Here is a 20,460-nt window from a genome sequence, read left to right on the forward strand (position 1 = left end):
TCTGGAAGTTTAGATTCTTTACTCCAATTGAATTTTAGGAATCGAGCCAGTTTTTAAAATTATTGATTTCCTTTTTGCTTAGAATAATAGGTTCTGTATCCGGAACGGTAACATTCAGTAAAATTTCGATTTTCTGGCTCGAATGTTTCACAATTTCCTGAACAGAATGGCGGTTGATAATATATTTTCTGTTGATTTTAAAGAAAAGAGCCGGATCGAGTTTATTGATGAGGTCTTTCAAATTATTATTGTACAGATAACTACTGCCGGAGTTGGTGTAGATAAACAAATGTTTTCCAGTGGCAAAGAAAAAGGGAATTGAAGTGTCGTTAACAGAAATTAGTTTATCTCTGTGGCTCACCAAAAAATGATGCTGAATGTTACTTTGATTCTCAATTTCAACCAAAGATTCAACAACTGAATTGCTGTTAAAGGTTTCTTTTATGTTTTTGTATTTGTGCAAAGCTTCGAGTAATTCTTCCTCTTCGTAAGGTTTAAGAAGATAATCGATAGTAAAATGTTTGAAAACTTTTACCGCATAAGAGTCATAAGCAGTGATAAAAATAACGGGGCATGACACGAGAGCCTGCTCGAAAATATCGAGGCTTTTACCATCTCCCAAATGAATATCCATAAATGCCAGATCAACGGTATTCGCCTTAAAAAAGGCAACAGCACCCTTTACAGATTTCAGTACTGTAATTTCACTGATCGGAAGGACAGTCTGCTCTTCCAGAATGGTTTTGAGATAGGTGGAGGCGAGATGTTCATCTTCAATGATGACTATTTTCATTTCGTTTATTTTTTGTAAAGTTAAAAAAAACTTAGGGCTGTGAAAAGTTATGAGGTTGTAAAGTGCAATGATTTAGAATCATTGCACTTTTTTTGAATTATACATGATTACTGTATTTAGCATAATTTTAGTGAAAAGAGTATAAATTGTATGGAGTAGAGACTATTAGGGGCTAATATTCAAATCGATAGTAGTTTGTATAAAATTAGAAAAACGTAACAATTGTATTGCAAAGCTGATTTTAAGAACACTCGCATTGTATAGAATCACTACTTTATAAAAGTTAAAAAAAGTAAAAGAGGATATCTGAAATTAGAGGTCTTAAAAATCTCAAAATAAAAATAAAATTTAACAGTCAATTACATCAATTTTACTAGTTTTGTTAGCAAAATTTTAAGAAAAAAAGAATTGATAATAGTTATTTATTGAAACTTTAATAAATAATGTTATCTCATTAAAAATCAGTAGTATGTTGAAAAGGATTGTGGCTCTGGCAATATTAATTTGCACTGCTTGCCAAACAACCAAAATTAAAAATGAAGAGTATAAATTTTCCTCTTCAATCGTAGAGATAGGGAGTATAGGAGAATCAAAACTTTCTTATAATCAAAATATATTTGAAACAAAGGCTTTTCCAAAACTTCAGAATAATATTCGTCTCGAGATTGGCGTAGTTCCTTACAACAAAAAATTAGACAAAATCTATAAGTCGAAAGCGAAGTATAATCAAAATCAAACTAAAGTGGCTTTTATAGATAGTTTGCCTATAAAACCTGAATTGGTAACCATAAAGATTTTAGATGTCGCTGGTTTTGTTCACGAAATAAATTCGGATTACAATACTGAGATTTTAAATCTATTAGTAAACACAGAGTCTTCAAAAATTATTTCTAGTGTTGCGGTTAGTTTATCTGCTGATGAGATTACTAAAATCAGACAGGCAGATGCCTACTATCTAATCAACAATCTGCATAAAAAATACAGTATTGCTTTGTTTAAATTGGGAAAAAAAGTGGATACGATCGACATTAATTCAGAAACCATAGTGGCTTATCAGGTAAGTTCTTTTTGTTGGAGTGTATCCGAAAAAGGGAAGTGGTATGTAGCTGATATTGTTGGGGAGTATAGTAGTTGCAAAGGAGTAACGGAAAAAAGAATCACCCCAAAGAAAAAAAACAAAAGTTTATTTGACCTGTAAATCACTTGGCACTAAATCTATGGTTAAGTACCCAAAACATTCAATTCTATTTTATTATGAATAAAATTTCGTTCCTTACATTGTTCTTTTTTGTAGTAATGTTAAGTTTTTCATCCTGCGAAGAGATACTTCTTGTTCCGGATATATCTAAGAAAGAAGTAGTTCTTGTTGCTCCGGGGAATAATGTTACGCTCTCTTCTTCAGGAGTTTCGTTTTCTTGGGAGAATGTTCAGGATGCTGATAAATACAGATTACAGATTGCAACACCTAATTTTGATAATCCTCAACAGTTAGTTCGCGATACTCTGGTATCAAAGAACTCATTTTCCCAACAACTAAATATTGGAAAGTATGAATGGCGTGTAAAAGCTGTGAATAGTGGTTACGAAACGGTTTATACCAAACGAAGCTTTGAAGTTCTAAACAATAATGATTTTCAAAATAATACAATAATCTTATTAACTCCTGCTAATAATTTAACGACCAAGACGGCACTACAAAAATTATCGTGGGAGACTATCTTGGGAGCGACTTCTTATCAGCTTCAGGTTTTAGATGAAAATAATACTCTGGTAAAAGATCAAACTACAGCCACAGTGCTGCTTAATTTTACTTTTGACGAAGGAAAGTATACCTGGAAAGTAAGAGCGAGCAATGGTACATCGCAAACATTGTATACTTCAAGATCTATTTTGGTAGATACTAAAGTTCCAAATACCCCGGTTCTATCGAGCCCGGCAAATGCGAGTTCAAGTACAAACACAAGTGTAAATTTTCAATGGAGCAGAACTCCGGTGGCCGGAAGTCCTGAAAAAGACAGTATTTATGTTTATACAGAAAGTACTCTCACCAATTTAAATTTTAAAGACAAAGCCGTTACACCGTACAGCAAAACACTTACGAAAGGAACTTACTATTGGTTTATCAAATCATTCGACGAAGCAGGTAATGTGAGTCCGAGAAGTACTGTGTTTAATTTTACAATAAACTAGAAATGAAATTTTACATTTTTTTTTCAAACACTTTACAAAAATAAATACTTAAAATACTGATAAACATGCTTTTTAATAAAATAATTATTCCTTTTTTAGCGTTCTTTTTTTCCTCATTTCTTTTTGCACAAACGCATATAGATCAAAATGGTGTAAAAACAAGTGTTATATCTGGATTATCAGCTGCTGATATGCAGGCAAGAAGATATGAAATCGCCTCTGTTGGCTATAATTCTTACCATTGGCAAGCTGGAGGCTTGATTATAATAGAACTTTTTCAAGTTTCTTATGGCACCGGTTATGAAAGATACGTTGTTGAAAATGGTTTCCATCAAGGGGCTAATACCGGTTCGCCTGTTGTTAAACTTGTTGAATCAAATGGAATGTATCATTCCGGAAGAATTGTACTGGGTTCGCCTACAGATTTAAGTACCTATCTTGGTGACTATGTCAACAAACAATTACCAATATTTTTCGATGTTCGAGATTATGCCACTTATAGAATTAAAATTACTTATTTACAAGAAAGGGTCGATGTCGTTACCGACAAAAATCAAATCAAAATTAATCAAACACCGAGCGGAGTTAATATACCTGATTTTTCAGCATCAAATGAACTAAATTATAACTTAATCTCAAGTGGATATTTAAGAGTTAGCGGATTCGGAAACCATTATATCCAAAATGGGAATGTAGGAATTGGAACAATGTCTCCCGATGAAAAACTAACCGTAAAAGGGAAAATTCATACTCAGGAAGTTCGTGTTGATATGGCAGGACCACTGGTACCGGATTATGTTTTTGCTAACGATTACAAATTAAAATCATTGCAGCAAGTTGAAGATTATATCAATGAAAATAAACATTTGCCTGAAATTCCATCAGCTCAGGATATTGAGAAAAATGGTTTGATGCTGGCTGAGATGAATATGAGTCTGTTGAAAAAAATTGAAGAATTGACGCTTTATGTTATTGAAATGAAAAAGGAGAACGAAAAAATGAAAAAAGATATATTAATACTAAAAGAATTAAAAAATTAAATGTATGAAAAGAATAATTTTATTCGTAGTTTTTCTTGCATCAACTATGTCATATTCTCAAGTTAACGGAAGCTTTAGTGTTGGAGGGGATATTGATAAATTTTATCCCGTTCTTTTTTTTGATGGAGGGTGGAGTAGCAATGTTGCTACCAAGGTAACATTAGGTCGAAGCGCAACTCATACAGATTCATCATGGCGTGGTGCATTGATTGCCGATTTTAAATATCATATTACCAATTATGGCAATGGTGCAAATTTTATAGATGCAAATATTACATCAAGTACCTCTTTTATAGCTGGCTGGCGAGATGCAACCAATAGTGGTAGTTGTTGGTGTATAATTATTTGGTTAAAAGGAGGAGGCACGACCTACTACTATCAGTCAAATTATGCCATAAATCCGACTATTCATGATGGTATTCAAAATTCTTTACCATATAACGAACAGAATGGTCCTTCACATACTTACAAAACATCAATTGATGAGTATGCTATAACAAGTGGAAGCTTCCAAAACACGAATGCTTCTTTTATGGCTAATGTCGGAATTGGAATAACAGATCCCAAAAATAGGTTAGATGTAAACGGCATTATACACTCTAAAGAAGTAAAAATTGACCTGACAGGCTGGTCTGATTTTGTTTTCAAAAAAGACTATGATTTACCAACTCTTGAAGAAGTTGAAAAACATATTACTGAAAAAGGGCATTTAGAAAATATTCCAAGTGAAGAAGAAGTTTTGAAAAACGGAATAAACGTGGGTGAAATGAACGCTAAACTGCTTCAAAAAATTGAAGAAATGACACTTTATATGATCGAACAGAATAAAAAAATTAATACACAATCTAAAGAAATCGAATCGTTAAAAAGTTTAGTTTTGAGAGTTAATAAAATTGAACGTGATTTACGTCAGAAATAAGATAAATGAAGAATAAAAAAAATATCTATATTCTTTTACCGATCGTGTTGATGGTATGGGGAGCTGTGTTGTTTCAGCTATTTTCTTTCACCAACTCCGATGAAATAATTATCGACAATACCCCTGAGTTAATGATCAAGCCATTAAAATTGAATAAAAGGCAGTCTTTTACTATTGATGTGAACTACAGGGATCCCTTTTTGGGGAAAATGTATGCAGAGAATACAACTCCAAAAGCTAAGCCATCAGGAGTTAGGTCATCTAAAGTGATTAAACCAAAAGAAGCTTTAGTTTGGCCCGTAATTCTGTATAAAGGACTAATATCTGACAACAAAGAAAAAAATAAGGTTTTCGTGCTTATCATTGACAAAAAAAATTATTTCATGAAAATTGGAGATACTGAAAATGAGATCTTCTTGAAATCTGGTGATAAAGAATCTATATATGTAAAGTACAAAGGAGAACTAAATCTTATAATGCTGCAAGATTGAAGTTAAAGTTTAAAATTAAATCCGGGGCCTTACAATTTACTGTATTTGTAGCGGTATTGATTGCATTGCTCTTAACAGGCTTAATTCTTTACGCCTATACCTTTATCTATATGAAGGAGCAGTCAAAAGGCGCTATCGAAAACATTCAGTTTGTTGATATGGGAATTTATTCTTTGTTAGAACAAAAAGAACTTAATACTGATACTATCCGTATTGATTTTATCAAGAAAGAAAATCAGATTGTCAAAGTTCATTTATCGCAATGGGGTATTTTTCAAAAAGGAATTTCTGAAGCACGTTTTCGAAAAAAGAAATTTGTCAAGTCAGCTATTATTGGTTCTCTTTTACGAGCCAATGAATCTCCCACTCTTTATCTTCAGGAAACTCATAATGCTTTAACTGTAGTAGGGACTACAAGCATTCGTGGAGTTGCTTTTTTACCAATTCAGGGTGTAAACTCAGGCTATATAGCAGGAAACAGTTACTATGGAAAACAGCTTATTTATGGAACTATAAAAAAAAGCAGCACCGAACTACCAAAGCTGGGAAAAATTCAAACAGATGCAATTCAGTACTATCTTAAAGAATACAAAATCAACGACCCCGGGGATTATATAAATTTGTTTTCAGCATCAAGAATTGTCAATTCATTTAAAGCTAAAACAAAAGGGTATTATGCCGTTCAGCCAATCATTTTGGAAAACAAAAGAATCTCAGGAAATATTATTATAAAATCAGAAACCGCAATTAAAATCAGAAAGAGTGCTTTGCTCAATGATATCATTCTAATAGCTCCGGTTATTGAGATTGAAGATGAAACTATTGGCAGTTTTCAGGCGATAGCTTCAAAAAAAATTGTATTAGGGAAAAAATGTAATCTAGGCTTTCCATCGGGATTAGTTCTTTTTCAGGATAACAAAAACGATTCAGACCAAAATTTGAGTGCTTCTTCAGATAATCAGATATTAATCGACAGCGGAAGTACGGTAAAAGGATGTATAGCTTACTTTCGGACCAAAGAAAAACCGGATTTTCAAACTCAGATTGTATTAGAGAAAGATGCCAGAGTAAAAGGTCAGGTCTATTGTAATGGTAATTTTGAATTAAGAGGAACGGTATCCGGTTGTGTATATACGAAACAATTTGTAGCCAATCAGGCAGGGTCAATTTTTATGAATCATGTGTACAATGCGACTATTGAAAATGAAACTATACCGGTTGTTTATGGCGGCATCCCTTTAGAACAAGAACCTAAATCAGTTTTGAAATGGATGTATTAAAAAAAGTAAAATCAGCGACTTTAGTTGAAGCTCTTGTAGCTACGGTACTTATTGTAATCGTATTTGTAATTGCAAGCTTAGTTTTGAACAACCTTGTGTTAAATACGTTTTCTAAAAATACTCATATGATAGAAAACAGAATAAGTGAATTAGAGTATGAAATTCAAAATAAAGCGGTAAAAGTACCTTATCAAGAAAATTATAAAGATTGGGATATCCAAATTAGTCAGGACCCTGGTTCAACTATAAAAATTATTAATATTTCAGCCATAAATATAAGATCGAAAAAAGAAATTTCAAAGCAGCAAATACTATGGCAACAGGAAAATTAAGGTCATTTACATTGTCAGAACTATTAGTCGTTATGATTATTACGGCAATTGTGGTGGGTATGGCATTTAGCGTACTGCGTTTGGTACAAAAACAAATTCACACCATCCAAAGTAATTTTGATAAAACAACCAGATTGGCTCTTTTTGAACAACAGCTTTGGCAGGATTTTAATGAACCCCATACTATAGTTTTTGACGATCAGAACCAAATTTTACTAATGACTTCAGAAATAGACACGGTTATGTATTCGTTCAAAGAAAAATTTGCAATGAGAAATCGTGATACTATTAAACTAAAAATTAATCCAAATAAAATCTTTTTTAAAGGAAAGGAAGTACAATCAGGTTCGGTTGATGCAATTTCAATATTAGCAGAAAGCGAGTTGCCTGATTACCAGATTTTCGTATCCAGGAAAAATGATGTAACCTTTTTTATGAATCAGGAAGATGGCCTTTAAAGTAGAGAATACACCAAATAAAAAAACAATTCAGTCTAAAAAATCCAGCAGTATTGAAGACCTGTTGAAAAAGGAAATTTCTCTTTTTGGAGACAGTTTTAATAACAAAAAGAAACAGGCTTTTTATCAGGAATTAGCTGTCTTGCTTAAGGCCGGAGTAAGTTTTAAAGAAGGCTTGTCTTTGATTGTAGAATCTTTAAAAAAGACTGCCGACAAAGAGTTAATTCAGTCGATACTCAATCAGGTTGTAAATGGAAAACCATTCTCAGAAGCTTTGTCTGCTTCGAAATCATTTACAGAATATGAATATTATTCCATTCAGATTGGTGAAGAAACGGGAACAACAGCACAGGTATGTAATGAATTGGGGCATTTTTTTGAACGTAAAAATGAACAAAAACGTATCATCGTAGCAGCTTTGACTTATCCTTCAATTGTACTAAGTACAGCAGTTCTGGTGGTGATTTTCATGTTAAGTTATGTTGTACCTATGTTTCAGGATATTTTTAAGCAAAACAATATGGAACTCCCTTTTTTGACTCAAATAATTGTTCAGTTATCAGGTCTTACCAAAACTTATGGAGTTTATTTTATAGTGATCCTGATTGCTTTCGTTTTCTCAACAAGATTCTTTAAAAATAATGCCAGATATAAAAGGGCATTGCATTATTCTCTTATCAAAATTCCAGTGTTAGGCAGTTTTATGACCAAAGTGTATCTGGCGCAATTTACACAAGCCGTTACGCTACTTACCACTGCAAAAGTTCCGCTGCTGAATAGTATACAGATGGTAAAGAAAATGATTCGATTTGTACCGCTGCAGGAAGCATTAGGGGAAGTTGAGAAAAGTATTTTAAAAGGGAATAGTTTGAGTTCAAGTTTAAAAAATACTCCGCTTTTTGATAATCGAATTATATCTCTCGTAAAAGTGGCTGAAGAAACGAATCAAACTGAATATGTTTTCAAACAACTAAGTGAACAGTACAATCAGGAAGTCGTTCAGCAATCTAAGATTATGACAACAGTTTTAGAACCTTTTATTATTCTTTTTGTAGGAGTTCTGGTAGCAGTTTTACTTGTTGCGATGTATTTACCAATGTTCCAGCTTAGTAGTGCTATTGGATAATTAAAAAAAACGAATAGGAAAGTTGTAAAAGATATTCCTAAATTATTGGTCTGTGAGTACATGTATATCTTAATAGAAAAGCAGTAATGATATAGAGCATTCTTTCTAATAAAAAAATGTGCTGTATACAATCTTCTGCCGAAGTAATTAAGCGTTAACTGTATTTGTGTTGGATATAAACTATTTTACAAGGTTTTGGTTTTAACTATCTTATTATCAAGTGTGTTTTGCTATAGTGACGGAGTTTTTTACCCGCTTTTTAGATATATTGCAATAGATAAAATCCTACTTTATCGTTTTTTTTATTAAATTAGCTAAAGCTTTAATGGTGTTGTTCGTCAGCTTTTTGTTGCAGAATGATGTACTATGAGACGACTACTTTACTCAGGTACATTTTTTTCGCTTTTGAGATATAATAATTAAGCGCAAGCAGAGTTCACCAAAATCTCTTATCTGAAAGCTAGTATTCATTTGCTCAAGCGAAGAATTAATGAACATAACACTAAGCATAAACTGCTTTTCTTGTCCTTTTTTAATCCAATTGCCTTTACTTTAAAAGAGTATCGCAATGCAGTACCAAGTTGAAAAAAGTATGAAAGAGAAAATCGAAAATCTGGAACAATCTAAGAACATTCAGGAATTTCTTTTGGCAATAAAGAGAAAATCGGATATTTTAATTAATTACTTTCTGGTCGCTTTTTTTATTATAGGTTTGTTATTAGCGTTTTGTTTTGATACCTGGGAGATTGCAATTGGAGTGGGGGGAATATTGCTTATTGCCTATTATTCATCAAAATTAGCGTTGCCTGAATCTGACTTTTATCAGTATGTTCTCAGTACTGTATTGGGGATTTTCATGTGCCAGTTTATTTATCAGATGCATGGTATGTTTGAGATGCATTTTACGGCATTTGTTGCAAGTGCTATACTTATCACTTATCAAAACTGGAAACTGCAAATACCGTTAACATTAGTAGTAATAATTCATCATGCACTATTTGGTTATTTGCAATATAGTGGTGTCAGTGGTATTTATTTTACTCAGTTGGATTATATGACACTGCGCACTTTTGTTATTCATATACTATTAGCCACGACCATTTTCGGGCTTTGTGGATTGTGGGCTTATCAATTTAAAAATTACAGTGAAGCTCATATTAATCAGACGTTTAAAAAAAGAGAAATTGAAAATCAGGAATTAAAAACGGCAAATTACGAATTGGATCGTTTTGTGTATAGTACCTCTCATGATTTACGTGCTCCATTAAATTCTATGCTTGGACTTATTGAAATAGCCAAAGACGATACAGCGGAAGAGTTAATGATTGGACATCTTGAAATGTTAAAGGAGAATGCCGAAAAGTTAGATAACTTCATTTGTGATATCCTTGATTATTCGCGAAACTCACGGATGGAGATCGAGAAGCAAAAGATCAATTTTAGAGAACTTCTCAATGAGGTAACCCAAAATTTAAAATTCATGGGAGATACTGACCGAAGAGTTGATTTTAAAGTTGATATTATTGGTAATGCTTCGGTCTACTCCGATAAAAACCGGCTTACCACTATTCTGAACAATCTGATTTCAAATTCAATCCGCTATCAAAATTTTAAGGTTTCAAACCCATTTGTCAATATTAAAATAGATATTTCTAACATCGAAACCAATATTGTTGTTGAGGACAATGGAATTGGAATTCAGCAAGATTTACATCCAAAAATATTTGACATGTTTTATCGTGTTTCCCGAGAGTCGGTTGGTTCAGGATTGGGACTTTATATTGTAAAAGAAGCAATCTATAAACTCAATGGAGATATAAAAGTTCAATCTGAAATTGGTCATGGAACCACTTTTACGATTAAAATCCCAAACAAGTAAATACCTTAACCCATGGAACAGAACGCAACACAACCCTACTTTAGAAAAATCCTTGTCATAGACGATAGTGCTACAGATCGTTATATTGCAAAGCGAATGGCCGAAAAGTATTATTTTGCTGAGGAAATTGTTTTAGAAGAGTTAGCCACAACAGCACTTGAATATTTACGTTCGTTAGAAGATACACCTGATTTGCTTCCGCAGTTTATTTTTCTCGATATCAATATGCCTGAAATGAATGGTTTTGAGTTTCTTGAGGAGTATGCAAAACTTTCTGAATCAATCAAACTAAATTGTATTATAATGATGATTACTTCTTCAACGCATCCGGAAGATCTCAAACGGGCAGAAAGTAACCCCTTAGTAATAGGCTTTCTGAACAAACCCCTTTGTAAAGAGAAATTTGAAGGCATAAAACAGGAGTTTCTATTAAAAAGTCATTAAACATAGATGGTTGAAAGTTAAATTTTATTAGTTAGTATAACCCCGATTGTGATGACTGTATAAGTCCAAAAAAGCAATGAGCCCGATGTAATATCGGGCTCATTATTGTAAGTATATAATTTTCTAAAATTTTGGGGCAATTTTACTTTGAAGTGATTTTATAGACTTACAATTCAGGATTGTTTAAACGTGCATCTAAAGGAAATGGAAGCGTATATCGCGGATCATTTTCTATTAGTGTATAATTTTCTCCATTGAAAGTATGGATGATTTGTTTTTGAGTTGTTCTACGCAAATCAAACCAGCGGTGACCTTCTACAGCAAACTCACGTTGTCTTTCCTGAGCGATAAAGTCAAGAAGCTGAGTTTGTGTCATGGCAGCAATCGATAGGCTTAACTGATCAAAAGCTGTAGTTTTATATCTGTTTTTGATGAAAGCGATTACCGTTGTTCTCGCCGTTGGCAGATCGTTTAGTTGTGCCGATGCTTCTGCTTTTGTCAAATACAATTCAGCGGTTCTAAAAGTACATTTTTGTGCAATATCACCACCTTTTCTAAATCTGTATCTGCTTCCGCTTGCCTGATAATACAAAGCAAAACGTAAGTCGTTTGTTTTATCATAAACGCCTGTTAAAGTTGGCGCAGCATATGATGTTCCTTTCAAAAGATTAATGAAAGGATCCTCAAGAGCTAATATAGATTCCGGTCCGTTGTAAAGATTAGGTAAGGCAGCTGTAGTGTTTAAGTTGATTAAAGCACTTTTGTATGTCATTGCTTTATCTGCAGCAGCAATAGCTTTTGCCCATTCTTTTCTGTAAAGGAAAATACGGGATTCCATTGCATATAAAGCAGCTTTAGAAAAACGGTAATTGATACCCGCTGTTTGAGTGTCTAAATTCAATAATTTTTTTGCCTCTTCATTATCAGATAAAATCTGGTCATAAATAACAGCAACACTTTGAGGAACATAAGCCTGCTCTAAATCTATTTTTAAAGCCAACGGAACACCTCTGTCTGTTGCAGCTGTTGCAGCATTAAAAGGTTTACTGAAGATATTCAATAAATCAAAGTAAGCAAATGCTCTTAGAGCGTAAGCTTCTCCTATTAGTTGATCTTTCTCTGCAGAAGGCGCTAATTTTACGGTTGCTTCATTGATGATCACATTGGTATAGAAAATTCTGTTGTACAAAGTAGCATAAGGAAAACTGTTTGTAGTTTTATCAGGATTGGCATCGTTCCAAATATAATGATCTCTGTAGAAAGTAGCATTATCATTAGATTCATCTAAAACCAATTCGTCTGTTCTAATAGTAGATAATGCTTTATGAATAGCAGTTGTAGAGTAGCCGCTTGTCATTACTGCTCTATAATCAGTTAAAGTTTCCGGAATTACTTTACCCACTGGCTTCACATCAAGATAGTTATCACAGCTTACAGTCGTAATAGCTACGCTGGCAACGAATATGTATTTTAATATATTTTTCATTTTAAATCAGATTAAAAAGTTAGATTACATCCTAAAGATATTGATCTTGGGATTGGTTGTGCATAGATATTTCCGAACGTTTCAGGGTCAAAGTAACCTTTATAATCAGAGCTGATTACAAATAAGTTTCTTCCTTCGATACTAAATCTAATACTGTCCATAAACAACGTTTTTGTCGCTGTTTTAGGCAATGAATATCCTAAACGAACGCTGCTTAAACGCATATAGCTCATTTCATGAACCCAAGTATCTAAATAGTTGTAAACATTAAGTGGCGCTCCTGCTGGAGAAAACCATTGGTAAGCCATCCATGAATCTCCTGTTCCTGAAGTTGGACTAGTAATTCCAGGTATGTTTGAACCGGTATTAGTAGGTGACCATGCATTAAGTACATCTGTAGTGTAGTTTTGACCACGATCTACTTGTGTACCATTAAAACTTGGTTTTTCAACAACAGTTTGTTTAAGATTGAAAGTAGTAGCAATAGTAAGATCAAAATTATGAACTTTAAAAGTGTTGATAAAACCACCGGTAAATTTAGGATCTGCATCTCCAACATAAGTAAACAAATCTCTTGTTTCTTCATTCGTAAGTTTTGATTGCGAGAAAACTCCTGGGAAAAAATCTGCATAAGGATCAAAAAGACCAAAAAGAGTTTGCGTGTTTACAGTTTCTCCTTTTTTATTTACAAATAAAGGGAAACCACTTTCATCAATTCCGTTAGTTTTTAATGCAAATACGGCATTAACAGGTAATCCTTGTCTTGAAGGTAAATAGGTGTTAGATCTTGTCTGGATACGATCAACAGTACTCTTATTATGAGCAAAATTAATAGTCGTGTTCCATTTAAAGTTAGGACGGTCAATGTTTCTTGTAGACAAAGAAATCTCGTATCCTTTATTCGTTACCTGAGCCCAGTTAGCGTTTGTATATTCAAAACCGTTTTCAACAGGAAGTGATTGTAAGCCAATTAAATCAGTACTTTTTCTTCCGTAAACATCGGTTATAATATTAATACGGTTATTGAATAACCCCAGATCCATTCCAAAGTTGGTATTGGTCGTCTTTTCCCATCTTAATTTATCATTTGGAGGAGAAGCTACACTAATAATAGGTTCTGATTGTCCCGGTAAAATAATAGTTGTTTGATTTGTTCCAACGACATACGGAGAAGTATTTTTATCGATATTTCCTTGTAAACCGTAAGACGCACGCAATCTTAAATTAGAAACTATTTCGCTATCTTTTAAGAAATTTTCTTCAGATACTGCCCATGAACCGGAAACTGCCCATAATGGTAAGTATTTGTATTTAGGATCTGCACCAAATAAATCGGAACCGTCGTAACGAACACTTCCAAAGAACGTATATTTTCTGTCATACGTATAAGATGCTGTTGCGAAGAATGATGCAAATGCATTTTCGTTTTCACTCTTTAAATACGTTCTATAGGTTGGATTAGATGCATAATTTTGAGTTGGAAAAACAATTTGAGTGGTAGTCAATGTTTTCGGGTCGAAACCAAAACCTTTTGTATTAATAGCTGTGCTTTTGTTTTTTCTTAACTCATTACCCACCATAAATTCTAACTCATGTTTTCCTCCAAGAGTAGTGTTATAGTTTAACATCGTTTTCCAGTTGTATTGAAAAAAGTCAGTGTTTGAATTTTGAATAATTCCGCCAACAGGAAGGAAATAAGTATAAGCTCCATTTGCAAATACACTTGTTTTTTCTCTTTCTTTTCTTGTAAAGTAAGTGTCTTTACCAGCATATTTTTCAGAAGCATTGTTGTCAAACTGTAAACCAATCTGAGTACTTGCTTTTAATCCTTTTGTAATCTTATAGTCAACATCAAGTAAAGCTTTTATAGATCTTGTTGTCAATTCGTAATTGGTATTTTCTCTTTCTTCTAAGTAATTAAAAGGAATATATACACTTCCATTTCCATATCCGGTCATGTCTTTATCATAATTATAACTTCCATCAGCGTTTATTGGAGTTAGATATGGATTTGCGTTTCTGGAATAATTAGCAGGATTGGTAAAAGTGTCTGTATCTGAAATATAAGATGATTTTTTACTTTGTGTACCAAAAATTCCAACACCAACATGCAGTTTATCAGTTACATCAAAGTTATTTTTTAAGGTAAGATTGTATCGGTCAAAACCGGTTCCGATAGTAGCACCTTCTTCGTTGTAAGCTCCTAAAGAGAAATAGTAGTCTGATTTTTCTCCACCACCGGATAAACTTAAAGTATATTGTTTGTTGATGGCGCTGCGATACAATAAGTCACCCCAATTGGTATTGTTGTTTCTTAAAGCGTTGATTGAGTTTTGTGTTGTTGGACTTAGAGACGAAAAACCTCCCGATCTGTAGGCTCCTAATTCATTAGCCTGTTTAAGAATACGGGAAATTTCTCCGTTACCGTCTCTGTAAGTTAGATCTTCTCTTGAAGCCAGTGAAAGTTCAAAATCTACTTTTTGAGAAGCATTTAAAAGGTTTAATTTAGAAAAATCAGGTTTTTGAGTCACAAAAGTATTGACATTCAAATCTACTTTCATGCTTCCTTTTTTTCCTTTTTTAGTTGTTACCACAATAACACCGTTTGCAGCTCTTGCTCCGTAAATGGCAGTTGCAGCAGCATCTTTCAATATGGTAATATCTTTAATATCCTCAGGATTTAAACCTGCGATAGAAAAATTGTTTAAAACATCAATATTGTCTTTGTCATAATTTTGAGGAATGTCATTTCCTTCAAGTGGCAAACCATCCAAAACCCATAATGGATCCTGTGCACCGTTAAGAGAGGCAGTACCACGAACTCTGATTTTTGCAATGGTTCCCGGAGCTCCTGTTTGTTGTGTTACGGCAACACCCGCAACCTGACCTACTAACATTTGATCTAAACTCGCAACACCCGCTTGTTTGATATCAGCCATATCCACTTTGGCAACAGCAGAGGTCAGCTTTCTCTTTTCGATTTTCTGATAACCGGTAACTACGATTTCCTTTAATTCGCTTACATCTGACTTTAAAGAAATGTTGTATTGATTTTTATCTGTAATGTCAATTGTATAAGGCAGATAACCCATATAGGTTACTCTTAGAGATTTGATATTATTGTTTATTTTCAATTCAAAGGCACCGTCAAAGTCACTTACAGTTCCCAGACCGGCACTTTGAATTACTCCTTTTTCAGAGGTGTTGTTTGATACGGAACTGTTTTCGACAGCAATGGTAACTCCCGGTATCGGCAGTCCATCTTTGGCATCAAGTACCTTTCCTTTAATAGTCCTTTCCTGCGCAAACCCCGAGAGGGTAAGTAGGAAACTCAGCATGTAAAATAAATTTTTCATTGGGTTGTTTTTGGATTATGTTAATTTAAAGTGTGTTGTTTAGTGCTTTTTCAATACGCTGGATCAGATCGAAATAGTGATTCTTTGTCTCCTGATTTCCAATGTTTCTTTTCGTCTTTAAAAGTTTCAAAATCTGATTCAATTCTCCTTTTTTATCAGAAGTCACTTCAGAAACTCTCTTTAATGAAGACTGATTGATGTTGCGCGCCATTTTTGATTCTTGCAGATAATCGCATAAATGAGGCATTTTTAAAGTCTCTTCTAATTGAATAATTTTCTTGCTATCTGTTTTTTCAAAAAGTTTATTGGTCGAAACAATCAATACATCTACATAATTTTTCTGTGTCATACGTTCCATAATCGTAAGCGATTTGTTTTGAATCGTAGGAGCGAAAATGTTTTGATGAACGGTTTTAAATAATTGTGTTACGGTATAAACATTCTCTTTGGCTTCGTTACGTTGGAACAGCTCATTTTCTGTAATTCTCAACAAACGATCATCACTTAACAGGTTGTATAAAATTCCATATTGTAATTCTCTTGCCAGCGTGTAAGGAGTGTACTCATAAGGTCCAAGAGGAGAATCTTTCAATGGATTTGTTTTGTCCAGAATTGGGTTAAAAAACAACCATTCCGGAAGCGCAATACTATTTTTCAGTAAATACGAAACAGCTCTTTTTTGAATGGCAGCCGGAACCGGAACATAACTTGCTTTATTGTCACCGTGAACCGTGGTATTCAGATAAATTCCTCCCACGTTCGTTAACACATGGTAGTTGTAAAGATTCCACTGACCAATTGCTCCAATATAAAGTTTACCTGTTTGATAGTAAGATTCATCTTTATCATACGTCCACTCAAGGATTTTACCCACCACTTTTTTAAGGTTTTTAAGCCCGTATTCGCTGGCCTTCATGGCATCATCCCCTAAATCTTCAGATTGCGAACGCGGGTCAATTGTACTGTCACCGTCCTGCTGCTCTCCGTAGAAATAAATCGGATCGTTTTGGTGTTTTGCAATCAGATCGTTAAGCGCAGTGTGCTCTTCTTTTTGATCAGCGTACCATTTGTAACCCCATTCGATAGCATATTTATCGTATTCACCAATTTTTGGTGTAATCGCTTCAACATGATCTTCAGGCTGAGCAATATAGTTGTAACGGGCATAATCCATGATTGAAGGAGCCGTTCCGCCCATTTTTGCTGTAAAATCTTTAGATCTTAACGATTCTACAGGATAAGCAAACGAAGCACCCATATTGTGTTTTAAACCAAAAGTATGTCCCACTTCGTGAGACGATACAAAACGGATCGCTTCTCCCATGTGTTCGTCACTAAATTTATTTCCTCTGGCTTTCGGATCAATGGCACCTGTCTGTATGCGCATCCAGCTTTGAAGTGAAGTCATTACATTGTGCCACCAGATAATATCCGATTCTATAATTTCACCACTTCTTGGGTCTACTACCGCAGGCCCCATAGCGTTAGATTTCTGAGAAGCCACATACGTAATTACAGAATAACGTACATCGTCGACATCAAAATCAGTATCTTCCTCAGTTGGCTCTTTGGCGATTACGGCATTTTTAAATCCGGCTCTTTCAAAAGCAACCTGCCAGTCGCGAACCCCTTCTATAATATAAGAACGCCATTGTTTTGGTGTCGATGGATCGATGTAATACACAATTGGCTTTTTAGGTTCTACCAATTCGCCTTTGCGGTATTTTTCGATATCTTCTTTTTTAGGTTCCAGTCTCCAGCGCGTGATTAATTCTTTCTCCTGCATAGCATGTTGACTGTCGCTGAAATACCAGTGTTTTTCAGAGAAATACCCCACACGCTTGTCTGCAAAACGCGGTTGCATAGGTGTTTTATCCAGTAAAATAATGTTGGACGTCACTCCAAGAGTAACCGAAAGGGCAGGACCGCCTTCGCTTACAGATGTAGTAAGCTGTGATTTTACAACGATATTTTTAGGAAACGTTTTTACATTTTCTATATATGATAGTTCCGATTTTACAGATCCGCCAAAGCCAATGTTGCTCAATACATCATTGAAACTCTTTTGCTTACCGTCGAAAACCTTATTGGCTTTAATAACAACCGAAGTCGAATCGTTATTCTTGGTTTCAATGTCAAAAACTTCAATAATAGATTCTGAGAAATTATTGTTTACCGAAGCCGTAATAGCATCTCCAACAGGCGATGAAACCTTTGGAACAGAAGATTTTACCCAAACTTTCTTGGCCACTAAATCTTTGTGAAACGTTATAATTTTATTCTCGTAGTTCATTCCTTTATTCAATCCGGCATCATTAACAGGCAAAGGAACACTCGAGATTTTGTTAACTACTAAAAACTCTCTTTGAAAAAGAGAATCGTTAATTTCGAGGTATAAATCTGTTTTGACCTGAATGGTGTTAAAAAGTCCTTTTTTGAAAGTTCCTTTTTTAACAAGATCATCATACTTTTTTCCTTTCGAATCTTTTAATGAATCTTTAACTTGTACAGTTTTGTCTTCTTTATTCTTTTTATTCTTTTTTTGAGAAACCATAGTACTGGTGCTCAGTACCAATACCAATAAAACGATATTTTTAAGGTTTATCAACAATGCCTTTTCTCTCATTGAAAGTTAAGTTTAGGTTAATTTTTGGCTAAAAATATTGCAGGGGTTACGTTAAAAAAAACAAAATGGAGTGAGTGGCTTTTTTTCGGGAGTGAATGTTTTCTTTTATCCAATTAAAGGCAAAATGCAAGTAAAATCGCCGTCTTTTTTGAAGACCTCGAAATCGTCCTTAGCATAATATTTGTAAATAATTTCTAAGTATTTGTGACCAAACTTGGATTCTTTGCCAAAGTTTTGCTTTTCGTTTAAATTATTGGTAATAATTACAACGTTTTCTTTAATGTCAATTGTTATTTTTAAAGAGGTTTCTTCAGAAGCGATATTGTGTTTTATGGCGTTTTCTACCGCGATCTGAAAAGCCAGATAAGGTACTTTTTTAGCCAGATTATTTTCGTCTTCGATCTGAATCGAAAAGACAAATTCTTTCGTAAAACGGGTTTGTTGCAGAAATATATACTTTTCGATAAAAAGCAGTTCTTCCTGTACCGTAACAATATTGTTAACCGGGGGCGTAATCAGATATCGGTAAATTTTGGACAGATTCAGGGTAAATTTTCGGGCAACAGCCGTGTTACTTTCAATAAGCATGTATAGCGAATTCAGCGAGTTGAACAGAAAGTGCGGATTGATCTGTTCTTTTAATTGTTGCAGCTGAATGAGTGCTTTCTCTTTATTAATCTTTTCGTTTTCTATCAAAAGATTGTTTTTCTCCTGCGCCAGTACTTCTTTTTCCTGAAAGTTTTTACGAGTGAAAAGAGTAAATAAATAGAAGAATACGATTAAAATAGCTGTTGTAACGATGTAAATTAAGGAAGCATACTTTTTTACGGTATTGACATCTTCATTAGATATTTTCTCCGCAAAATTAACACAGATGTACCAATCCGTTCCTCTTATATTGAGTCGTTTGGTATAGCGTACAATGTCAAGACCTAAATATTCCGAAAGCGCAATTTGTCGGCTGAAACTGTTTTTATTGATAAAAGTAGTATCACTTGCTCGAAGGTTTGTGATCTTGAAAACATTCTTCTTCAGCAATTTTACCTCAGGATGGTAGAGGATTGTTCCTTTTTTATCAAACACAAAAGCATAATTGAGCGCTTTTTGGTCAATAGTAGAAAAATAGGTTTGAAGTGCTTTCAAATCAATATCATACCCGTATCGAATGACTGTACCATTTGTCGCGATGTACTTGTAATAAATGCGCCAGAAAAAATCCTGCTTATTCTCGACAATGCAATTGTAGGCATTGAGATTCCCGTTTTTAACAGCAAAATCTTTGATGGAAGCTTCCAGATTTGGACTATTTTTAGCAGTTACAAAAGTGATATGCTCCTTATTAATCTGAAACCAATTGTTTTTAATAAGACTGTCATTGGCGTGAATTGTACTGAGTACCTTTAGATTATCCGACAGATTCTGGGTACTGCTCATTTCAACAGTACGTTTTAATTCATTTTGAATTTCTAAAAAATGCGACAATTCCTGTACGAGCACTTCCTGTTTTTTCAGAAAGCCTCGTTCTTCAGTTGCAGTATTTGATTTTTCGGTGATCTCAGTTATAAAACTGCTCAGAATATAAATTGAAAGCAGTGTGAGGACAATAAAGATAATTCCTAAAATAAAGAAGTTCCTGCGGGAAAAGGTATTTTTAAAAGTAAATTTCAACGATGTAGATTAAAATATAAGGCAGTATTTCAGACCTTAAAAAGCAATAATTTTTATTTTTTTAGGGTGCAAATATAAAACTTTTTATTTGATACTGTTGTAGTTAGCAAAAGTTAACAGTATTTCGAGGGGTGCGTTTAGTAAAAATCTTGTTAAGAGTAAAAAAGTCTCAGGTTTGAAATAGGTGTATGGCTTACAGAATTGAACCGCAAGGTCCGCAAGGTTTTTTACTAAGCCGGATATTGTAAAAAATAAGGTTCGCAAAGCTATACTTAAACTTTGCGAACCTTGCGTATATCTTTGCGGACTTTGCGGTTAAATCATATCACAATTCTATTCTCATTTCAAACCTGAAACCTGAAACCTGAAACC

16 protein-coding genes are annotated in these 20,460 nt (G+C 34.0%); 11 read left to right on the plus strand and 5 right to left on the minus strand.

From position 1 onward, the window contains the following. Positions 1 to 34: 34 nt before the first annotated feature. Positions 35 to 793 (minus strand): LytTR family DNA-binding domain-containing protein, encoded by a 759-nt coding sequence (locus M4I44_RS14310; protein WP_249965105.1) that lies wholly within the window; start codon positions 791 to 793, stop codon positions 35 to 37. A 469-nt stretch (positions 794 to 1,262) separates the two neighbouring features. On the opposite strand from M4I44_RS14310, the gene M4I44_RS14315 reads away from it, so the two are divergent. The 11 genes from M4I44_RS14315 (at position 1,263) to M4I44_RS14365 (ending at position 10,952) form a co-directional block, all read left to right on the plus strand. Next, positions 1,263 to 1,991 (plus strand): hypothetical protein, encoded by a 729-nt coding sequence (locus M4I44_RS14315; protein WP_249965106.1) that lies wholly within the window; start codon positions 1,263 to 1,265, stop codon positions 1,989 to 1,991. 56 nt (positions 1,992 to 2,047) lie between these two features. Beyond that, complete coding sequence (locus M4I44_RS14320) at positions 2,048 to 2,983, plus strand: hypothetical protein (RefSeq protein WP_249965107.1); 936 nt, start codon at positions 2,048 to 2,050, stop codon at positions 2,981 to 2,983. Positions 2,984 to 3,048: 65 nt separating this feature from the next. Then, a complete protein-coding gene (locus M4I44_RS14325; protein WP_249965108.1) occupies positions 3,049 to 4,023 on the plus strand; it encodes a tail fiber protein in 975 nt (324 codons plus the stop codon). Between the two features lie 4 nt (positions 4,024 to 4,027). Beyond that, positions 4,028 to 4,942: a hypothetical protein gene (locus M4I44_RS14330; RefSeq protein ID WP_249965109.1), complete on the plus strand. Its 915-nt coding sequence runs from the start codon at positions 4,028 to 4,030 to the stop codon at positions 4,940 to 4,942. A gap of 5 nt (positions 4,943 to 4,947) precedes the next feature. After that, positions 4,948 to 5,433, plus strand: coding sequence for a hypothetical protein (locus M4I44_RS14335; protein ID WP_249965110.1), 486 nt, complete (start codon positions 4,948 to 4,950; stop codon positions 5,431 to 5,433). Next, positions 5,430 to 6,713 (plus strand): hypothetical protein, encoded by a 1,284-nt coding sequence (locus M4I44_RS14340; protein WP_249965111.1) that lies wholly within the window; start codon positions 5,430 to 5,432, stop codon positions 6,711 to 6,713. Before M4I44_RS14335 ends, M4I44_RS14340 begins: the two co-directional genes overlap by 4 nt. Next, a complete protein-coding gene (locus tag M4I44_RS14345; protein WP_249965112.1) occupies positions 6,701 to 7,045 on the plus strand; it encodes a hypothetical protein in 345 nt (114 codons plus the stop codon). The genes M4I44_RS14340 and M4I44_RS14345 overlap by 13 nt, the downstream gene beginning before the upstream one ends. Next, positions 7,027 to 7,503, plus strand: a complete 477-nt coding sequence (locus tag M4I44_RS14350; protein WP_070908435.1) for a type II secretion system protein J — start codon at positions 7,027 to 7,029, stop codon at positions 7,501 to 7,503. The genes M4I44_RS14345 and M4I44_RS14350 overlap by 19 nt, the downstream gene beginning before the upstream one ends. Next, positions 7,493 to 8,629, plus strand: coding sequence for a type II secretion system F family protein (locus tag M4I44_RS14355; protein WP_249965113.1), 1,137 nt, complete (start codon positions 7,493 to 7,495; stop codon positions 8,627 to 8,629). The genes M4I44_RS14350 and M4I44_RS14355 overlap by 11 nt, the downstream gene beginning before the upstream one ends. A gap of 568 nt (positions 8,630 to 9,197) precedes the next feature. Further along, positions 9,198 to 10,508 (plus strand): HAMP domain-containing sensor histidine kinase, encoded by a 1,311-nt coding sequence (locus M4I44_RS14360; RefSeq protein ID WP_249965114.1) that lies wholly within the window; start codon positions 9,198 to 9,200, stop codon positions 10,506 to 10,508. 12 nt (positions 10,509 to 10,520) lie between these two features. Next, the gene (locus M4I44_RS14365) at positions 10,521 to 10,952 is read left to right on the plus strand and encodes a response regulator (RefSeq protein ID WP_017497573.1); all 432 of its coding nucleotides are present in this window, start codon (positions 10,521 to 10,523) and stop codon (positions 10,950 to 10,952) included. Between the two features lie 166 nt (positions 10,953 to 11,118). Here the strand turns inward: M4I44_RS14365 and M4I44_RS14370 are convergent, their stop codons facing one another. From M4I44_RS14370 to M4I44_RS14385, 4 genes are all read right to left on the minus strand, one after another. After that, positions 11,119 to 12,438: a RagB/SusD family nutrient uptake outer membrane protein gene (locus tag M4I44_RS14370; RefSeq protein WP_249965117.1), complete on the minus strand. Its 1,320-nt coding sequence runs from the start codon at positions 12,436 to 12,438 to the stop codon at positions 11,119 to 11,121. Between the two features lie 11 nt (positions 12,439 to 12,449). Next, on the minus strand, positions 12,450 to 15,794 hold the full coding sequence (locus tag M4I44_RS14375) for a SusC/RagA family TonB-linked outer membrane protein (protein WP_249965118.1): 3,345 nt from the start codon (positions 15,792 to 15,794) through the stop codon (positions 12,450 to 12,452). A 25-nt stretch (positions 15,795 to 15,819) separates the two neighbouring features. Continuing rightward, positions 15,820 to 18,420, minus strand: coding sequence for a zinc-dependent metalloprotease (locus M4I44_RS14380; RefSeq protein WP_249965119.1), 2,601 nt, complete (start codon positions 18,418 to 18,420; stop codon positions 15,820 to 15,822). 105 nt (positions 18,421 to 18,525) lie between these two features. After that, positions 18,526 to 20,088, minus strand: coding sequence for a histidine kinase (locus M4I44_RS14385; RefSeq protein WP_249965120.1), 1,563 nt, complete (start codon positions 20,086 to 20,088; stop codon positions 18,526 to 18,528). Positions 20,089 to 20,460 lie beyond the last annotated feature (372 nt).

The organism is Flavobacterium sp. B183 (assembly GCF_023539155.1).
GTDB classification, from domain to species: domain Bacteria; phylum Bacteroidota; class Bacteroidia; order Flavobacteriales; family Flavobacteriaceae; genus Flavobacterium; species Flavobacterium tructae.

What these genes read in the sequence shown, in the direction of transcription:
- M4I44_RS14320 (WP_249965107.1), top strand. Translation starts at nt 2,048, where the DNA reads ATGAATAAAATTTCGTTCCTTACATTGTTCTTTTTTGTAGTAATGTTA.
- M4I44_RS14345 (WP_249965112.1), top strand. Translation starts at nt 6,701, where the DNA reads ATGGATGTATTAAAAAAAGTAAAATCAGCGACTTTAGTTGAAGCTCTT.
- M4I44_RS14355 (WP_249965113.1), top strand. Translation starts at nt 7,493, where the DNA reads ATGGCCTTTAAAGTAGAGAATACACCAAATAAAAAAACAATTCAGTCT.
- M4I44_RS14310 (WP_249965105.1), bottom strand. Translation starts at nt 793, where the DNA reads ATGAAAATAGTCATCATTGAAGATGAACATCTCGCCTCCACCTATCTC.
- M4I44_RS14375 (WP_249965118.1), bottom strand. Translation starts at nt 15,794, where the DNA reads ATGAAAAATTTATTTTACATGCTGAGTTTCCTACTTACCCTCTCGGGG.
- M4I44_RS14325 (WP_249965108.1), top strand. Translation starts at nt 3,049, where the DNA reads ATGCTTTTTAATAAAATAATTATTCCTTTTTTAGCGTTCTTTTTTTCC.
- M4I44_RS14360 (WP_249965114.1), top strand. Translation starts at nt 9,198, where the DNA reads ATGCAGTACCAAGTTGAAAAAAGTATGAAAGAGAAAATCGAAAATCTG.
- M4I44_RS14335 (WP_249965110.1), top strand. Translation starts at nt 4,948, where the DNA reads ATGAAGAATAAAAAAAATATCTATATTCTTTTACCGATCGTGTTGATG.
- M4I44_RS14330 (WP_249965109.1), top strand. Translation starts at nt 4,028, where the DNA reads ATGAAAAGAATAATTTTATTCGTAGTTTTTCTTGCATCAACTATGTCA.
- M4I44_RS14315 (WP_249965106.1), top strand. Translation starts at nt 1,263, where the DNA reads ATGTTGAAAAGGATTGTGGCTCTGGCAATATTAATTTGCACTGCTTGC.
- M4I44_RS14350 (WP_070908435.1), top strand. Translation starts at nt 7,027, where the DNA reads ATGGCAACAGGAAAATTAAGGTCATTTACATTGTCAGAACTATTAGTC.
- M4I44_RS14365 (WP_017497573.1), top strand. Translation starts at nt 10,521, where the DNA reads ATGGAACAGAACGCAACACAACCCTACTTTAGAAAAATCCTTGTCATA.
- M4I44_RS14380 (WP_249965119.1), bottom strand. Translation starts at nt 18,420, where the DNA reads ATGAGAGAAAAGGCATTGTTGATAAACCTTAAAAATATCGTTTTATTG.
- M4I44_RS14370 (WP_249965117.1), bottom strand. Translation starts at nt 12,438, where the DNA reads ATGAAAAATATATTAAAATACATATTCGTTGCCAGCGTAGCTATTACG.